Annotated in this window: 12 protein-coding genes and 1 pseudogene; all 13 read right to left on the bottom strand. The window is 44.3% G+C overall.

Annotated features, from left to right (window positions below):
- Nucleotides 1–131 precede the first annotated feature (131 nt).
- Nucleotides 132–1,235 carry a D-alanine--D-alanine ligase gene (locus tag VZF35_RS23960; RefSeq protein ID WP_407308915.1) on the bottom strand — a complete coding sequence of 368 codons (1,104 nt, stop codon included), beginning with the start codon at nucleotides 1,233–1,235 and terminating at the stop codon, nucleotides 132–134.
- 113 nt (nucleotides 1,236–1,348) lie between these two features.
- Complete coding sequence (gene lepB / locus VZF35_RS23955; RefSeq protein ID WP_407308914.1) at nucleotides 1,349–1,894, bottom strand: signal peptidase I; 546 nt, start codon at nucleotides 1,892–1,894, stop codon at nucleotides 1,349–1,351.
- A 107-nt stretch (nucleotides 1,895–2,001) separates the two neighbouring features.
- Nucleotides 2,002–3,267, bottom strand: coding sequence for an aminotransferase class I/II-fold pyridoxal phosphate-dependent enzyme (locus VZF35_RS23950; RefSeq protein ID WP_407308913.1), 1,266 nt, complete (start codon nucleotides 3,265–3,267; stop codon nucleotides 2,002–2,004).
- 33 nt (nucleotides 3,268–3,300) lie between these two features.
- Nucleotides 3,301–4,911: a GTPase HflX gene (hflX, locus tag VZF35_RS23945; protein ID WP_407308912.1), complete on the bottom strand. Its 1,611-nt coding sequence runs from the start codon at nucleotides 4,909–4,911 to the stop codon at nucleotides 3,301–3,303.
- 53 nt (nucleotides 4,912–4,964) lie between these two features.
- On the bottom strand, nucleotides 4,965–5,933 hold the full coding sequence (locus VZF35_RS23940; protein ID WP_407308911.1) for an AAA family ATPase: 969 nt from the start codon (nucleotides 5,931–5,933) through the stop codon (nucleotides 4,965–4,967).
- A gap of 74 nt (nucleotides 5,934–6,007) precedes the next feature.
- Entirely contained in the window at nucleotides 6,008–7,831 is a 1,824-nt protein-coding gene (gene typA, locus VZF35_RS23935) for a translational GTPase TypA (protein WP_407308910.1), read from the bottom strand.
- A gap of 162 nt (nucleotides 7,832–7,993) precedes the next feature.
- The gene (gene hfq / locus VZF35_RS23930) at nucleotides 7,994–8,233 is read right to left on the bottom strand and encodes an RNA chaperone Hfq (RefSeq protein ID WP_407308909.1); all 240 of its coding nucleotides are present in this window, start codon (nucleotides 8,231–8,233) and stop codon (nucleotides 7,994–7,996) included.
- A 35-nt stretch (nucleotides 8,234–8,268) separates the two neighbouring features.
- On the bottom strand, nucleotides 8,269–9,210 hold the full coding sequence (miaA, locus tag VZF35_RS23925; protein WP_407308908.1) for a tRNA (adenosine(37)-N6)-dimethylallyltransferase MiaA: 942 nt from the start codon (nucleotides 9,208–9,210) through the stop codon (nucleotides 8,269–8,271).
- 13 nt (nucleotides 9,211–9,223) lie between these two features.
- Nucleotides 9,224–10,024, bottom strand: a complete 801-nt coding sequence (locus VZF35_RS23920; RefSeq protein WP_407308907.1) for a class I SAM-dependent methyltransferase — start codon at nucleotides 10,022–10,024, stop codon at nucleotides 9,224–9,226.
- A gap of 94 nt (nucleotides 10,025–10,118) precedes the next feature.
- On the bottom strand, nucleotides 10,119–12,092 hold the full coding sequence (gene mutL / locus VZF35_RS23915) for a DNA mismatch repair endonuclease MutL (RefSeq protein WP_407308906.1): 1,974 nt from the start codon (nucleotides 12,090–12,092) through the stop codon (nucleotides 10,119–10,121).
- Between the two features lie 3 nt (nucleotides 12,093–12,095).
- On the bottom strand, nucleotides 12,096–13,421 hold the full coding sequence (locus VZF35_RS23910) for a histone deacetylase (protein ID WP_407308905.1): 1,326 nt from the start codon (nucleotides 13,419–13,421) through the stop codon (nucleotides 12,096–12,098).
- Nucleotides 13,418–15,085 carry a hydantoinase/oxoprolinase family protein gene (locus VZF35_RS23905; RefSeq protein WP_407308904.1) on the bottom strand — a complete coding sequence of 556 codons (1,668 nt, stop codon included), beginning with the start codon at nucleotides 15,083–15,085 and terminating at the stop codon, nucleotides 13,418–13,420. Before VZF35_RS23905 ends, VZF35_RS23910 begins: the two co-directional genes overlap by 4 nt.
- Nucleotides 15,086–15,134: 49 nt before the next feature.
- A pseudogene (mutS, locus tag VZF35_RS23900) lies at nucleotides 15,135–17,683 on the bottom strand (DNA mismatch repair protein MutS).
- Between the last annotated feature and the right edge of the window lie 35 nt (nucleotides 17,684–17,718).

Raw genomic sequence — 17,718 nt, 5'->3', positions numbered from 1 at the left:
CACCTTATAACTTACTTAGATTCTATTCACTTGGGCGTAAAACTATGGTGCTAATTTTGAAAAATAAGGGGCTGAAACTATTCAGGAATAGTTTCAGCCCCTTATTTTTTTGTACCATGGTTACCATATTCTTAATCGCGAGATATTTTACTGTTTTGTTTATCTTGGAAACGTTCTATACCAAGATCAATTAAATGATCAATAAGATTAGAGTAATGAATACCTGTAGCACCCCACAATTTTGGGTACATAGAAATTTCGGTAAACCCCGGCAAGGTATTAATTTCATTCAGGAAAATTTGATTCTCATCGGTCACAAAGAAATCCACTCGGCTAAGGCCACTTGCTTCTACGGCACGGAAGGCATCAATCGCCATACCTTGTAATTGTTTAACGACTGATTCGTCAAGTGGTGCCGGTATCTTTAAACTGGAACCTATGTCGGAATATTTGGCCTCGTAGGAGTAGAATTCCTCTGCGGGCAGGATTTCTCCTGGTAACGACGCCTTCGGGTCATCATTGCCTAACACTGCAACTTCAATTTCCCGTCCCGTAATATTCTCCTCAACAACAAGTTTACGGTCAAACGCTGCGGCAACATTTAAAGCCTCTATCAATTCTGAGCGGTGATGTGCCTTAGAGATCCCCACACTCGACCCTAAATTGGCGGGCTTTACAAAGCAAGGATATCCTAGTTTGGTTTCAATATCTGCGATACAGGACTCTGATTCCTTAAAATAATCCGAACGAAGAAAAGTAACATAGCGAGCCAAGGGAAGTTGTTTTTCTAAAAATACGACTTTCATGCGATCCTTATCCATCCCCAACGAAGAACCCAATACTCCTGAGCCCACATAGGGTACATTGGCCATCTCTAAAAGTCCCTGCAGCGTTCCATCTTCACCATAGGGCCCGTGGAGAACAGGGAAAATAACATCGAACTTACCGTCATCAGGCAGTGGTCGGCCATCCAAGGCTATAAAACGCGGATTGGACGGATCGACAACAAGAGTTACCTGAGGAGCCTGGTCTGTTTCCGGAAACCCCTTATCAAGGACATCTTGAGGCTGCAATCCCCAGAGCCATTGCCCCTGTTTATTTATACCGATAGTTTCAATTTGATAGCGGTTGCGATCGATCGCTTTAAAAACAGATTGTGCTGAATTTAGAGAAACTTCATGTTCTCCCGAACGTCCGCCAAATAATAGAACCACACGAATTTTCTGGTCACCCAAAATCCTCCACCCTCTCTATAAGTAATATTAAATCACTGTAAATTATGTTACCTAGTGTTATTCAAGAAAGTAACTCCCATATAGTATATGACGTTAATAGAAAAAAGCTCCCCCTATCGGGCGAGAGCACCAAAATGATCAAGTGGCCAATAGCGAAATAGAGTTCGACCTGTAATATTTTGAATCGGTAAGAAACCCCAAACCCTTGAGTCATCGCTATTATTTCGGTTGTCTCCCATAACGAAAACGGAATCTTTCGGAACAACAACTGGGCCGAAATCATTTTTAGACTTCTCTAAAACATAGGGTTCATAGAGAGGCTGGTCGTTAACGTAAGTCGTGTGATTTTTAATCTCCAACTTATCTCCGGGCAAAGCAACCACCCGTTTAATAAAGTCTTCGGTTGCATGTGCACTCGGCGGTGGCCTAAAAACCACAATGTCCCCCGGACTAAGATGACCAAACTCCTTAAAGAAAAACTTATCCACAATGACTCGGTCTTGAAGTTGAATCGTCGGAAGCATTGAACCAGTTGGAATCTTACGTGCTTCTACAACATAGGTTCGTAAAACCCAAGAAAGTGCGAAGGCCACAAGTACGATTTCAAGCAATTCTATAAAAAACCGAGTAGTGCTTTTCTTTGATTCTAACTCTTCCATAATCCACCTCTTTCTGCCTTCTTATATTATCATAGGATCTCCAATGTTCCAAATATCAATGGTATAAAGAAAACTTGGCTGACGCCCTAAACATTGTCATGCAATCGTTATCCTAAAAGACCTTCCTGCCATAAATTCAGGGCAGCCTGAATATTACCAATCTGTATATAGGACTGAGAAATACCTCCTTGTTGGTAAACAATATAAGGTTCTCTCAGGGGACCATCAGCCGAAAACTCGCTCGTTGAGCCTTGAATAAAGGTTCCTCCCGCCATAATGATCTCGTCTTCATACCCCGGCATTTCCGAAGGAATTGGTTTAATGTGAGAATCAAGGGGAGAACCTTTCTGAAGCCCCTGGCAAAAGGCGATCATCTTGGTCCTTGATCCTAGTTTTACCGCTTGAATCAGATCAGTACGCGGTGACTCAGGTTCGGGATGAACTTCAAATCCTAAAGCCCTCCAAAAAGCGGCCGAAAAAACAGCTCCTTTTAAAGCTTCGGAGACTGTTAAGGGGCTGAAAAATAGCCCTTGATAGAACAAACGCTCCCACTCCAGGGTCGCACCCATGTGGTCACCGATACCAGGAGCTGTCAACCGCTGTGATGCCAATCTCACTAAATCAGCTCGTCCAGCAACATACCCCCCCGTTGGGGCTAAACTCCCGCCCAGATTTTTAATCAGGGAACCAGCCATTAAATCGACACCAATGTCACCCGGTTCGAGAGCTTCTACTAATTCGCCATAGCAATTATCTACGAAAATGATCATCTGAGGGTAATGTTCTCTCACAAAATCTATAAATCCCTTAAGTTGAGCAATCGTCAAGGAGTTTCTCCAGGCATAACCACGTGAACGCTGAACAATAAGCATTTTGGTTTTAGCGGTTATCGTATCTTTTAGTAAAGAATACTGCAAGTTTCCCTGATCATCCAGGGGGATTTCTTGATACGTGACCCCGAAATCCTTCAAACTTCCTTGTCCTTCTCCTCTAAGTCCGATCACTTCTTCGAGAGTGTCATAAGGTGTGCCACTGACGGAAATCAGCTCATCCCCAGGACGTAGCACGCCGAATAAGGCGGCAGCAATGGCATGAGTACCCGAAACGAACTGCCCACGGACAAGAGCTGCCTCAGTTCCTAGTATGCGAGCGACCACTCGATCAAGGACTTCACGTCCTGCATCGCCGAGTCCATATCCTGTTGTTCCTTGGAGATGATACGAAGAAACACACTCTTCTTGGAAGGCCCGCAGAACCTTTTCATGATTACGTACCGCAGTATCTTGCAGATGAGGTAATTGTTGTTGGAGAGCTTGCTCCGCTTCTAATATCGCTCGGACTATAGGCTCCGGCCAATTAGGATTCAGATTCACGATGTTCCTCCTTAGTAACTTTAAAATTACCAGTTACTCTAGTAATGATTCCAGGACAGTCCAAACAGGCTTTAGTGAATCCCCGCGTTTAAGAGATAGCGCTGTGGGGTAAGGCAACTGCTCTGCAAGTTTCGAAATTTCATGGTCATCCTCTACTTTGTCCACTTTGTTAAGCAACGTAATGATTGGTTTTTCCCGACATTTCAATTGTCCCAAAACTTCGTGAACAGTTTCAGCTTGCTGATGCGCCTGAGGATGACTAACATCTAAAACATGGATGAGGATATCCGCCTGTTGAACTTCTTCAAGGGTTGCCAAAAATGCCTTAAGTAACTGTGTCGGTAATTTTCGGATGAATCCCACTGTATCACTCAGAAGAATTTCTAGGGATGAGTTAAGTTTTATTCTACGAACAATGGGGTCCAAGGTAGCAAACAATTTATTTTCACCAGCAGGAATATCCGTACGAAGGCCAGATTGCAGCATGGCATTTTTCATAAACGTTGTTTTCCCGGCATTAGTATAACCAACCAAGGCAACAGTTGGCAAACCGCTTTTAGTACGCTGACGCCGCTGTATCTCTCGATGCTGAAGGACAAGTTTTAATTCTTTGTCAAGGAGAGTTATTCGCTCACGCATCCGCCTCCGGTCGAGCTCCAATTTTGTTTCTCCAGGGCCACGGGAACCAATACCGGCACCTAAACGGGATAGGGCTTGTCCCTGACCTGTTAAATACGGCAATAAATGCTGAAGCTGGGCCAATTCAACTTGCAGTTTCCCTTCCCGGGAACGAGCCCGCTGAGCAAAAATATCTAAAATTAAACCCGTACGATCCAATACTTTAAGGCCTGTCTCCATTTCTAAGGTTCGCAATTGAGTCGCAGATAATTCATCATCACTGATGACAACGTCAGCTTGAGTTTCCTGAAGTCGATGAAGTAATTCTTCTAGTTTGCCGCTCCCAAGATAACTTCGGGACTGACCATAACGACGCAACTGGACAAGTTGACCAACGACATCGACGCCTGCCGTAAGTGCCAGCTCCCCCAGTTCCTCTAAATCCTCATTAATCTCTTGGTCTCCGTCTTGAAGCGCAATGAGAAAAGCGCGCTCTTTTCCAGCCTTTGTCTCAGTCTTTTTTCCAGCAGTCTTGTCATGCAAAAGACTATCCAGAGATTCAGAATAGTTGAATTCCCGCCAGTCATTGGGTCTTAGGTCAACAAGCAAAGGGGCGCTCCCACTCGTGCGGTAGGCTAATTGCAGACCCGTTAGTTTACCTTGACGTACTCCAATAGCAGTCATACTTTCAAGTTTCAATGAAGATAAGGCAGTATAATCAAGCGGACTTAATCTTGGATCCCCATTGGGATGAGTATGGATACAACGCAAATGTTTTCCCTGAGATCTTCCTTTGAGTGGCGGAAGAGTGACTGTCGCATGTTGTCCTACAGCTGCAGCTATCAAAACCCCTGAGCGAGAAAGATAGATGCAGATTTCTCGATTCCATAGGTGTGTCAACCGAATTAGCCCGTCAAGAATTTCGGGATGAATTAATTCATCCCGTTCTGTTTGAAATTCTGATAGTTTTTTAAGTTCGACAATCTGGCTGGCTCTGATCCCAGACAAGTCGCCCGAGATGTCCATAGTTCAAAACCTCACCTTTAAACCTTCAATTTTAAAATAGTCCTTTTAGAGGGTTAGACCGTTTCGATATTGATATCCTCTGGTAAAATTCTAATGAGTTCTTCCCGGCTTGAGCTGGTTTTTTGATACAAGCGGACAGCCTGCTTGCGAACCGTTTTCTCTACGAGATTACGCACCAATCTGGCATTTCCGGCATAAGGATGGGAATGCAGAAGGGTCTGTAAGTAATTGCGCAGAGAGTCATTGGCTTCTTTCGTCAACTCATATTGCCTAGTCTTAAACATTAGATTCCCAATGGATAACAATTCATCGAGTGTATAATCAGGAAAATCGATATGTATCGGAAAACGTGAGCGAAGTCCAGGATTTGTCTGAAGGAACCAGTCCATTTCCTGACGGTAGCCTGCTAAGATTAAGACAAGATTATCTTTGTTGTCCTCCATTGCTTTGACTAAAGCATCGATGGCTTCTTTACCAAAATCTTTTTCTCCGCCGCGAGCTAAGGAGTAGGCTTCGTCAATAAAGAGGACCCCACCCAAAGCTTTTTTTATTTGTTCTCTAGTTTTTTGCGCAGTATGCCCGATATATTCACCGACAAGATCTGCTCGTTCACATTCAATAACATGCCCCTTTTGGAGAACTCCCATTTCTTTATACAATCTACCGACTAAGCGCGCAACGGTTGTTTTGCCCGTTCCAGGATTTCCCCGGAAAATCATATGCAGAACTAGGGGTTCGGAAATGAGCTTTTCTTGAACACGACGCTTTTGAATTTCAACATAGGCCTGTAAATCTTTAATGAAACGTTTTACCGTTTCGAGCCCAATATAGGATTCTAATTCAGCGAGAATTTCCGCGATTTTGTCTTTATCTCTTTCGGTTGAAGTGAGATTATTCTTACGGACGCGTCCTATTCCCGTCCCCTCCGTTGAATTAGAACTTGGCGCAGGGTTGGGGGGCGTTGGTGTTTGAATGACCGGGGGCTGAAGATTGTCCGGCCGAAACGTTACACGGATCGTCATAAGTACAGGCACACCTCCCATCCTTACTACTATACGCGCGTAAGGACGAAAGGTGTCCTGATTCTCAAATGTTATTATTTTCCTGTTAAACTTTTGGCATAACGAACTCGTGAGGCATGGTCTAAAAATTTCTTCCTTAGACGAACACTTTTAGGGGTTATTTCCACAAGCTCATCATCATTGATAAACTCCAAGGATTGCTCCAAAGAAAATTCCCGGGGCTTTTCCAGTCGCAAAGCATCATCGGCTGCACTTGTTCTCATATTGGTCAGATGCTTTTTCTTAGCAACATTCACTTCAATATCCTGCTCACGGTTATTTTCCCCGACAATCATGCCTGCATAAACATGAAGGCCAGGATCTACAAACAAGGTACCTCTTTCTTGAGCTGAGTACAACCCATAGGTAGTCGTCTCACCCTCTTCAAAAGCGATCAATGCGCCTCTCGTTCTTCCCGGAATATCTCCTTTATAAGGTTCATACCCATTGAAGACGTGACTCATCATACCTTCACCTCGTGTTTCAGAGAGAAACTCCCCGCGAAAACCAATGAGGCCTCGGGCAGGTATTTTAAACTCAATGCGCAGCTGCGTTTCCGAAAGGCTCGTCATATTAGCCATTTCTGCTTTTCTCTTGCCTAGAAGTTCCATGACTGGTCCCAGAGATTTTTCATGAACGTCACAGATTAAAAACTCCATCGGTTCGCATTTTACCCCGTCAATCATCTTATAGATGACTTCAGGTTTAGAAACTTGCAGTTCATACCCTTCACGGCGCATGTTTTCGATGAGGATCGAGAGATGAAGTTCTCCTCTGCCGGAGACTTTAAAACAGTCTGCCGAGTCTGTTTCTTCAACTCTTAAACTAACATTGGTCTCGACTTCTTTCCAAAGTCGTTCTCTAAGCTTGCGTGAGGTTACAAAGTGCCCTTCCCGGCCGGCAAATGGACTCGTGTTAACCATAAAATTCATGGACAATGTTGGCTCATCAACTTCGATTGTAGGCAAAGCTTCAGGATTAAGAGCACAAGCTACAGTCTCCCCAATATTCGCACTTGTTAATCCCGTCAGAGCAACGATTTCACCCGCAGATGCTTCAAGGACATCTTGGCGTTTAAGTCCTTCGAAGACCATAACCTTACCAACTTTTGCTCGTTCAAAGCTTTCATCCCGTTTAATAAGGGTTATGCTTTCGTTTTGGTGAACCGTCCCTCTGACAATTCTGCCGACAACAATTTTACCAACATAATCATCATAATCAAGGGTAGTGACAAGCATTTGGAAAGGAGCATCAAGATCTACCACAGGCGCCGGAATATGGTCTAAAATCACTGAGAACAAAGGCACCAAAGTATCGGAGAGCGAATCAGGGGAAAGCCCTGCAATCCCAGCACGGGCCGAAGCATAGACTACGGGAAAATCCAACTGATCGTCTTCAGCACCAAGTTCAATAAACAGATCTAAGACCTCATCGACGACTTCGGCCGGACGAGCATCAGGACGGTCAATCTTATTAATGACGACAATTGGAATGAGTTTAAGTTCTAAAGCTTTTCTCAAGACAAAACGAGTTTGAGGCATAGGGCCCTCAAAGGAATCTACGATCAGGAGTACCCCATTGACCATTTGTAAGACCCGCTCGACCTCTCCACCAAAATCTGCGTGGCCAGGTGTATCAATAATGTTAATTTTTGTCCCTTGCCAATGAACTGCAGTGTTTTTAGATAAAATGGTAATTCCACGCTCTCGTTCTAGATCATTGGAATCCATAACCCGTTCCATAACCTGTTGATTCGATCGGAAGGTACCACTTTGCTTCAGCATAGCATCAACAAGCGTCGTTTTCCCATGATCTACGTGAGCGATAATTGCAATGTTTCTTAAATTTCGAGTTTCCATAGTTGGACTTTAGTTCCTTTCTTTCACCATTATAAACGCATATAAAGTTAAGATATCATAGTTAAGTATTGAATTCAAGTAAAAAGAACCAAGTTCGATCATTTCAAACTTAGTCCTTTTCGTCAAAACTCATAAATTTGTAAGGAGCTTGAAGATTGTATATTATTCTACGGGGGTGGCCGTTGCTAAATTAATCGGCCGTATAGGCATTACTGTGGAGATGGCATGTTTATAAACCATCTGTTGTCTACCTTCGAATTCAATCACAACCGTGAAATTATCAAAACCTTTGATAAGTCCTTTAAGTTGAAATCCGTTAACCAAATAAATGGTCACTGGAAGGTTTTCCTTACGTACCTGATTTAAAAAGGTATCTTGTAAATTGATGGGCGATTTATTCATATATTTCCCTCCATCACCTTATATTTCTACGCAATCTATTCTACACGAGTTTGATAGGCTCTGCAAGTCCGGATTAGTACTTTGAGAATCGGATCCAATCCGCCTTCGGTATCATGCCAGCTAATCCTGGGATCACGTCGAAACCAAGTTAACTGACGTTTAGCGAAATGACGAGTATCCCTTTGCAGGAGACGCAGCATTTCCGACTTAGTAACAAGTCCCTTTAAACACCAAAGGGCATGACGGTAGCCAATACTTTGCATTGGTTTTAGGGTTGATGAATAGCCCATGTTGAGTAGATTAAGAGTTTCTTCAAGCAACCCCTCTTCAAGCATGATCTCACAGCGGCGATTAATCCGATCATAAATCACTTGACGCGGAGCCGTCAGCCCAATATACAGAACCGCCGGATTCAGAGGTTGGTATTCGTCATCCTTAAATTGACGCTGACTCGAAAAGGGTTTACCGGTTAATTCCTGGACTTCCAAAGCACGAATAATTCGCAGGACATTATTCGGATGCAGAAGCCGGGAAGTTTCCGGATCTCGTTGTTCTAAGACTTTATGGAGCGCTAAGTTTCCATGTTTAAGTGCATACTCTTTCCAATGAAAACGTATCTGTTCAGAGCCATGTTCCGCGAAATCATAGGGATCAAGTAAGGAACGAATGTATAGGCCTGTCCCTCCAACCACAATCGGAACGTGACCCCGGCCGCGTATTTCCTCGATGCGGGAACTTGCTAACTCTTTAAACTGAGCCGCTGTAAAAGGTTCCTTCGGATCCAAGCAATCAATCAAATGATGCGGAACAAGTCGAAGTTCCTGTGTGGTTGGTTTTGCTGATCCAATATCAAGTTTTTGATAAACTTGAACAGAATCTCCAGAAATTATTTCTCCATCGATTTGCTGGGCTAAGGCCAAACCCAATGAAGACTTGCCAATACCGGTTGGCCCAATGATGACAACAAGTGGTAACACGACAACTCCCCCATTAAACAAGAATCACACCATAATCGATGGAACTATATCGTCCCCCAGGTACTATTTCAAAACCGAGGCGGCTAAACTCGGTGCTATTTTTGCGTTCTTTAAGCACCACTCTGTTTCGGGCAATCCGGGAGGCTTCCTGCACGGCCTCAAGATCCAAGGGATTATGTTCAGACCATTGGTGTAAGGATTGGATGGAATCTGATTGACGAAGGGTTGAGCGAAACATGGGATCGAAGTAAACGACATCAACAGACTTGGACTGCATATGTCGGAAAAAATCGCCGTGTTCTGCCCAATGAACTTCAATTCTCCCGGCTGCTCCAGCTAAAGCTTCCCAGGCTCTTTTTTTATGCTCAGTGTTAGCCTTGGAACTATTTTCAGTGATATGATTTAGTCCATCCTTAATAACTGCTGCTAGAATTGGAGATTTTTCAAGTCCTAAAACTTTACCCTGATCTCCAACCGCCAGGGCCCCTATCAGAGCATCGGAGCCAAGACCTAAGGTGGCATCCAGAAGAGTATCTCCTGGTTTTAACAGAGTTGCCTCAAGGAAACGATCCGAAGCGCCGCGTAAAATATTGATCGCCCGAATTAGGGCCATATTGGGGTGAAATGATACACTTTCAGGGCCTTGAATAAGTTTTACGCCACGCCTAGTAATCTTCAGTTCCGGAAGAGGCCCTACCTTATCCTCCGAGTCGACCCAGATACATCCTGGCTGATGCTGAAACCATTTGATTCTTTCGTATAGTTCTGAATCAGGATGAGTTGCTTTTAACATAATTGGGCGTTCCTTAAGCATGAATCCTCCAATAAATTTTCCAGCGAGAAGTCATAACCATTATTTTCCTCCTATTACCAAGTAGTATGCCCTTCCTGCGCTGCCCTCAAACTATTTATAAAACTCGATAAAAACGTCTCTCCAACTCTGCACGGGTTATTTTAATGGTTGTCGGGCGGCCGTGAGGGCAAGTATAGGGGTTCTCCGTTTGACGCAAGCGAGAAATTAATTGCTCCATTTCCAACAGAGTTAGGGAATCTTGAGCTTTGATAGATTCTTTACAAGCTAAGAGATAAATCCATTCTTTTAAGAGCTTGTCATAACTTGGGGATGCATTCTTTTGTAAGACCTCTTCAATGAATTGACGGAGAAGTTGATCCGCAGGAAAATTCCCCGTTTGAACGGGAACCCCACGCAATAAATAGGTCTGACTACCAAATTGTTCGAGCAGAAATCCCATTTCGGAGAGTATCCACAAATGCTCAAGTAAGACCTGTTCTTCTTGAAGCGTAAATTCCATAGGAGTGGGAATTAAAAGAGCCTGACTTGATTGTTTCCTTTGTTGGAACTGAGCTAGGATGCGTTCATAGTTAATTCGTTCGTGAGCAGCATGTTGATCAATCATCAGCAGAACGTCGCCATTCGTTGCTAAAATGTAGGTGTTGAACAACTGTCCAATCGGCCAGAATGAGCTGAGAACATCTTGAGTTTCATCTGCTTTAACCTTAGCTTCAGTCTCATCTGTTTCAGTGGTGGACTGCCCTTCCTGCTCTCCAGCACTTTGGATTTCCGGAAAGCTAACTATAGGTTTCCGAATTGGGGTAGGTCCAGGGAAGAGATTTATTTGCTGGTTTAATCCTTTCGTATCATCAGTAGAGCCTGCTTCTTCAGATAATGGCGCTAAGGTATTTTCTTCACTTATTGCGGAGAAATTTTTCGGCGGGGCAAACTCGCTCTCGGCTTTTATCTCCCGCAACATATTGTTTGCTTTAAGACGTTCGGGATTCACCTGAGGAGCATAAGGATTTAACTGACCTGAAGTGTCCGGCTTAGGTTTCAGGATAGGCTCGGTGCGGCTGTGAAAAGAAGGCAGCGGTTTACTTTTGAGCAGAGTTTGAAAAACAGCCTGACTAATAAAGGAGGATAAATCCGGTTCATTTTTAAATTTAACATCCATTTTTGTTGGATGAACATTGACATCATAGTCTGAAGGGGATCCATATAAATGAAGGGCCACGATAGGATGAAGCTTGACGGGAATCAGAGTCCGATATCCTTCTTCCAAGGCATTACTCAAGAACGAAGAGCGAACTACCCGTCCGTTGATCATAAAGGTCTGAGCTTGTTTTGTCGATCGAACCAGTTCCGGTGGACTGATTAAACCCTCCAGTTTCCAGTCTTCATTTTGCACATTGATAGAAATAAGTTGACGGGCGATTGCCTGTCCAAAAATTGCTCCCATCGTTTCTTTTAAATCTCCTCGTCCGGAGGTTTGTAAAACGACTTGCGTAGGGTGTGCTAAAGAAAAGGCGATCTTGGGATGGGCGAGAGCAATTCGGCCCACAGTATCGCTGATTAAGCCAAATTCTGTTGCTTTCGATTTAAGGAATTTCAGACGCGCAGGAGTATTGAAGAAAAGATTTCGGACTGTCACCGACGTGCCAGGAGGGCATCCTACTTCCTGAAGTACCCCAGGCTCCCCTCCTGTGAGGGAAAAAGACAAACCGGAGATTTCTGAAGGTGGACGCGAGGTAATCTCCAAAGTTGAAACCGAAGCAATACTTGCTAAAGCCTCTCCTCGAAAACCAAGGGTTTGCAAAGAATCAAGGTCTTGGATCTTCGTTATTTTGCTGGTAGCATGCCGAAGAACCGCTAAGGGCAAATCCTCCTCACCCATTCCCCTGCCATCATCCCTCACCCTGATTAAGGGAACTCCGTTCTCTTCGATGGAAATGTCAATATGCTTCGCTCCAGCATCGAGAGCATTCTCAACCAGCTCCTTTACCACAGAGACTGGTCGTTCGACAACTTCTCCAGCTGCTATCTGATTCGCAGAATGTGAATCAAGGATATGAATTACGGATGTCAAACCTCAATCCTTCTTTCTCTGCCATACATCATGTTGATTATGGAGTTGATTTTGCAGCAGGCCGCTTTTAAAATCGTCATGCTGCAGCCGGATATGTTCCCACAAATCATAACCCGCCTGTTCACAGGCTGAACACGCTTGAAATGGAATACGAACCAAGATTGACTTTTGGGAATGAGATCGCTGGCTCTCAATGTAAACCGTTCCAGCGCAATGACTGCATTCTCGAACGTAATCGTGCCTTGTTTCCTGAAACCCTTCTGTATCATAAAAAACAGAATGAGGAATGTGAACCCAATTTCCTGCCGGGAAAAATCCCTTATTCTGAATCGTAAAATTTGGTTTTATGGTTTGATGTTGTTTTTTCAGAGTCTCAATATATGGTTTTAACGTTGCTAAAGGTAAACTCGAACGCCCTAATGTTTGAGGTTCTCGAACATGATGATAGTCTTCACCCGCCAAGGCAAGCAAAATAGCTAAATTTACATAGGGAAGTGCTCCCTCGATTGAATATCCGCCTTCTAAAACGGCCAGATCTGGTTTAAGCAGCTCAGTGATCCGTCCGTATCCTGAAGCTGTGAGATTCATCGATGCCAAAGGATCTGTAAAATGATTGTCTTGACCTGCGGAGTTGATGATCAATTCTGGCCCAAAGGCTTGAAGACGAGGCAAAACCCAAGTCTCTAAAACATAGTGGTAGCCCTCGTCACCTGTGCCAGGAGGAAGCGGAATATTCAAAGTCTGCCCCCAGGCATTAGGTCCTCCCTGCTCATCGCTGAAACCACTGCCTGGATAGAGGGTGCGGCCATCCTGATGAAGGGAAATAAATAGAACATTGGGATCATGATAAAAGATATCTTGCGTACCGTCCCCATGATGAACATCCGTATCGACGATCGCTATTTTCTTAATCCCAAAACGTGCTCTTAACTGATTCACGAGTATGGCTTCATTATTTAACGTACAAAATCCCCGGTTTCCCCAGACAGTGGCTCCTGAATGATGTCCTGGCGGGCGAACGAGTACGAAACCGTTCCTTATCTCCTCTTTCATTCGTGCTTCACCAAGTAAGATAGCGCTCCCTGCAGCAATCAGATGAGCATCCAAGGTCTCCGGATACAATGAGGGGCTGGGAAATAAAGCTTGAGCTTGCAGTACTTCAGACAAGGAGGCGACACGAGGCGCAAATTGCTTGATTTGAGGAAGATCGAGAATACCTTCTTCAAAGAGTTGTTCCTGAGTATAAAGAAGACGTTCTTCTCGTTCAGGGTGAGAGCTTCCTAATGACCAATCAAAAGCAGGGAAAAATAAAATTCCTGTGCGACTCACTTGACAACCCTCCCTATTACTCCAGGTCGCAGATGGGCGGCCCCACGGATAATTTGGCCTACTGACTGATAGTTCTGTACTATAGGGAAGAAATCAAAGGGCTCTTTCTCCAAATCTTGAATTTCTATTCCCAAGTATTCTGCCTGTTTCTGAACTAAACCATCTAAGAAACCTTCAACCTCACGATAAGGCCGCGGAGATCCCTGCCATTTTCCTTGTTCACCTGTTTCTTCAACATGATAACGTTTTATATAAGTATCAATATGAAAGGTGCAGTCGAAAGTTGGCCGAGCCATGGCTGCTCCCAGAGCATTGGAAACCTCTGGATAAACTCCCAATTGAACAGGGATCTCCAGGCGTTTTCCTAAGGCCTTCGCCAATCCTTGGGCCCCTCCTCCACTTACCAAAGTTTTAAAGGTCCGGGCTTCATGAGGATGAAGGACCTCCCAAACTTTATAAGCAGGCTCTTCTTGCCATTCTCGCTTTAAGGAGTCAACTGCTTCAGAAATCCGGTCGACAACGGTGTCGATAATCTCACGGGCAAGTTTCCGATAAAATTCAGGCGTTCTCCGCTCGGAAGGTAAGATGGATGCCAGAGCTTCTTCCGCCAAATTCTTATTTCCATAGTCAATCAGTTCGAGATAACGCAAAGCATCCGTTGGGGTTAGAGCCTTACCTCCGAGACAATAGGCAGGACCAAGTCGGTAATTTTCCAGGACAAAACCTTGTTCTGATGGCCGAACGACTGAGTCACCGCCTACCGGAATTGAACGAACAGCCAGCGAACGTACTAACGTAGAATAGGGACCAATTTGAGCCCCGCGTGAACTGAGCAAAGGCGTCCCAGAGAGAATAAGGCCCAAATCGGTCGTTGTTCCGCCGATATCCACAATGATTGAAGAATCAGAGGGTTCACTCTGAGTCAAAGCCGCCAAAACGCTGGCCGCCGGACCTGAATAAATGGAATGTATCGGTCGAAGCTTAGGAAGCGGCAAGCTGCCGCCATCCGCTTTTAAAATCAAAATCGGAGCCTGTATCTTGAGATCTGATACGGCAGCTTGTAGTTGCTGGGCAAATTGATGGTATAAGCCTGTGACACCAAGATTGAGACAGGTGGTTAAGCTGCGGCGGTAAAAGTTTGCTTGGCCCCATTCATGCCCTAAGGCAATCTGACAATTGGGGTATGATTTTTTTAGATAGTCGGCAAGTTGTATCTCATGAAGATTATTTCTGTGAGAAAACTTCCCTACAATAGCCACTAACTCAGGATTTCCAGACCGTTTGACCCAGGGGAACTGCTTCCACTCACTGGGGTCTGATGGCCGAACTTCTCGGCCTCGAAAATCCATTTCTCCAGAGAGTTCACTATACTGTACCGGCCAAGGAAGTGCGTTCAGGCTCATTCCATTTCCGGGAAACAATAACAAATCAACCGACGGCAGTCGTTTTTGGAGAATAGCATTTGTTACGAGTGTGGTACTCACGGTAATTTGATCAATCGTTTTAACATTATCCAGCGTTAATGTTTTTAGGGCATCCAAAATGGTTTCTACTAAATTCTCCTCTCGAGTAGGAACTTTTGCCGTCCGTAGAATTTGACCATGATCGACATATACAGCGTCAGTATAGGTACCTCCCACATCAATGCCTACGCGACAAGACATTTTAATCCCTCCTATCGATATTTCATGTTACTATGTGTTACATTTGTAATTAAATTTCTGTGCTTTGAATACGGTCACGAAGCTCAAAGAGATATTGCAGTGCCTGACGTGCTGTCATCTCTTCTAACTGCAGCTGAGCAATTTCTTGCAAAAGTGGATGGGGCTGGGGTATGTCAAAGAGAGCGAACTGGGTTACAACCTGAGAAGAATCCGCTAAAGAAGGTACTGGCTTGGCAGTTTCTAATTCAAGCAGCAGAGTTTTAGCTCGCTGGAGAAGTTCAGGGGAAGGCCGGCCAAACGAGCAACTTGAATTCCGTAACTTCGGTCTGCTCTGCCGGGTAAAATCTTATGTAAAAAGACTATATCCTCTCCTCGTTCCTTCACGCCAACATGAAGGTTAAACAGTCCTGAAAAATCTTCTTGAAGTTGTGTCAACTCATGATAATGGGTTGCAAAGAGAGTTTTAGGGCTAAAATTGGAATGTTGGACTAAATATTCTGCGACAGCCCAAGCAATGCTCAGTCCATCAAAGGTTGCGGTTCCCCGTCCAATCTCGTCTAAAATGATCAAGCTATTTCTCGTAGCATATTTCAAAATATGTGCTACTTCATGCATTTCTACCATAAAGGTACTTTGGCCTGCTGCTAGGTCATCAGAAGCCCCCACGCGTGTGAAAATACGGTCAACCATGCTAATGGTTGCTTGTTTAGCCGGCACAAAAGACCCGATGTGAGCCATTAGGACGATTAAAGCAACTTGACGCATGTAGGTAGACTTTCCTGCCATATTGGGTCCCGTAATGATGGCTAAATGATGATCCTCACTTAGCTGTGTATCATTAGGCACAAATACGCCTGCTTCTAACATTTCTTCTACAACCGGATGACGCCCCTCGGCGATGGAAATTTGCCCATCATTTGTGATCTGGGGACGAACATACCGATTACGCACGGCAACTTCGGCTAAACTGACAAACACATCAAGTTCGGCGAGAATATCCGCCACCCTAAGTATACTTTGAGTATGGAAACGAACATCCTCTCTAAGCATTAACAGAAGTTCATATTCCAATTCTTTCAGGCGTTCTTCCGCTCCCAATATTTTTTGTTCATAGTCTTTGAGGTCCGGGGTAATGAAACGTTCAGCGTTTGACAAAGTTTGTTTGCGCAAATAATCAGCAGGCACCAGGTGAGCATTGGAATGGGTAATTTCTATATAATAGCCGAAAACTTTGGTATAGCCAATTTTTAAGGATCGAATTCCAGTTCTCTCTCGTTCGGCGTTCTCTAGCTGGGCTACCCACTCTTTCCCCCCCGAGGCAATCGAGCGTAATTCATCCACTTCTTCAGAATACCCCGATTTGATGATGTTGCCATCACGCAGCGATAGCGGAGGTGTAGGATTTATAGCCCTTAAAAGCTTATCGACTAAAAGGTCAAGACCGTCTAAAAATGGGACTTTCGTCTTTAAGGTCTCAGCCGTACTAGAGGTAAGGAGCAAACGCAGTTCAGGCAGGAGCGCCAAGGTATGTGTCAAGGATAATAAGTCCTTGGCATTGGCTGTGCCATAAGAAACTTTTCCCATTAAACGTTCCAGATCATAGACCTGATCCAGAATCTTTATCAAATCTTTGCGCAAAAAAGAATCTGAGGTTAACTCTTCAACCGTGTTTAAACGGTGTTCAATAGCATCGGGCAAAAGCATCGGTTTATCAATCCAATGCTTTAATAATCTCCCGCCCAAAGCTGTTTTTGTCAAATCGAGCACAGAAAGGAGCGTGCCTTTTTTATCTTGACCTCTCAGAGATTCTGTAAGTTCAAGGTTTCGACGCGTCCATTGATCCAGAAACATCCATTGTTCCGATCGATAAGTTTTAATCTCAACGATGTGAGACGGATTTACGCCTGGCATGGTTTCAAGCAAATAGTCCCATAAAGCTGCAGCAGCTAAAGCCGCTACAGGGAATTCCTCAAGTAATGGCGCTTGGTCTGAGAAATATTGTTGCAAAGCTAGGCTATGATACGATTGACGATCACGGACGCTGCAAAAATATCCGGCCCATTGTTTGGCTTTCTTGATAAGTTCAGGGGGAAGCAGAATTTCGGCCGGATTAATCCGAGAAAGCTCAGCGAATAGAACCTCCGATTCGGATGTCTGAAAAATCGTAAATTCTCCAGTCGATAAATCTAAAAAGGACAACCCCCACTGAACATCGTAATAGACACTGGCTAGATAATGATTGCTGCGTTCAGAAATCGATTCCGTTAAGGTGCCAGGAGAAACAATGCGAATTATGTCTCGTTTGACAATACCCTTCGTCATTTTAGGATCTTCAACTTGTTCGCAAATGGCGACCTTATGGCCGGAGCTGACTAGTTTTATTAAATAGCCATCAACTGCATGATAAGGAACGCCACACATAGCGATTCGTTTACCTTCCCCTGCATCACGACTCGTTAGAGCTATTTGTAAAATTGGGGCAGCTAGCTCAGCATCCTCTCCAAACATCTCATAAAAATCGCCGAGTCGATAAAAGAGTATCGCATCAGGCACCTTAGCTTTAATTCCTCGATATTGTTTCATCATCGGGGTAGTCATCCCTTGTACTCTCCCTCTTGCCCATCATTTTGCTC

The sequence above is a fragment of the Desulfosporosinus paludis genome (genome assembly GCF_045689965.1).
In the GTDB taxonomy this organism is placed as follows: domain Bacteria; phylum Bacillota; class Desulfitobacteriia; order Desulfitobacteriales; family Desulfitobacteriaceae; genus Desulfosporosinus; species Desulfosporosinus paludis.
This window is presented reverse-complemented; position numbering and strand designations above follow the sequence as displayed.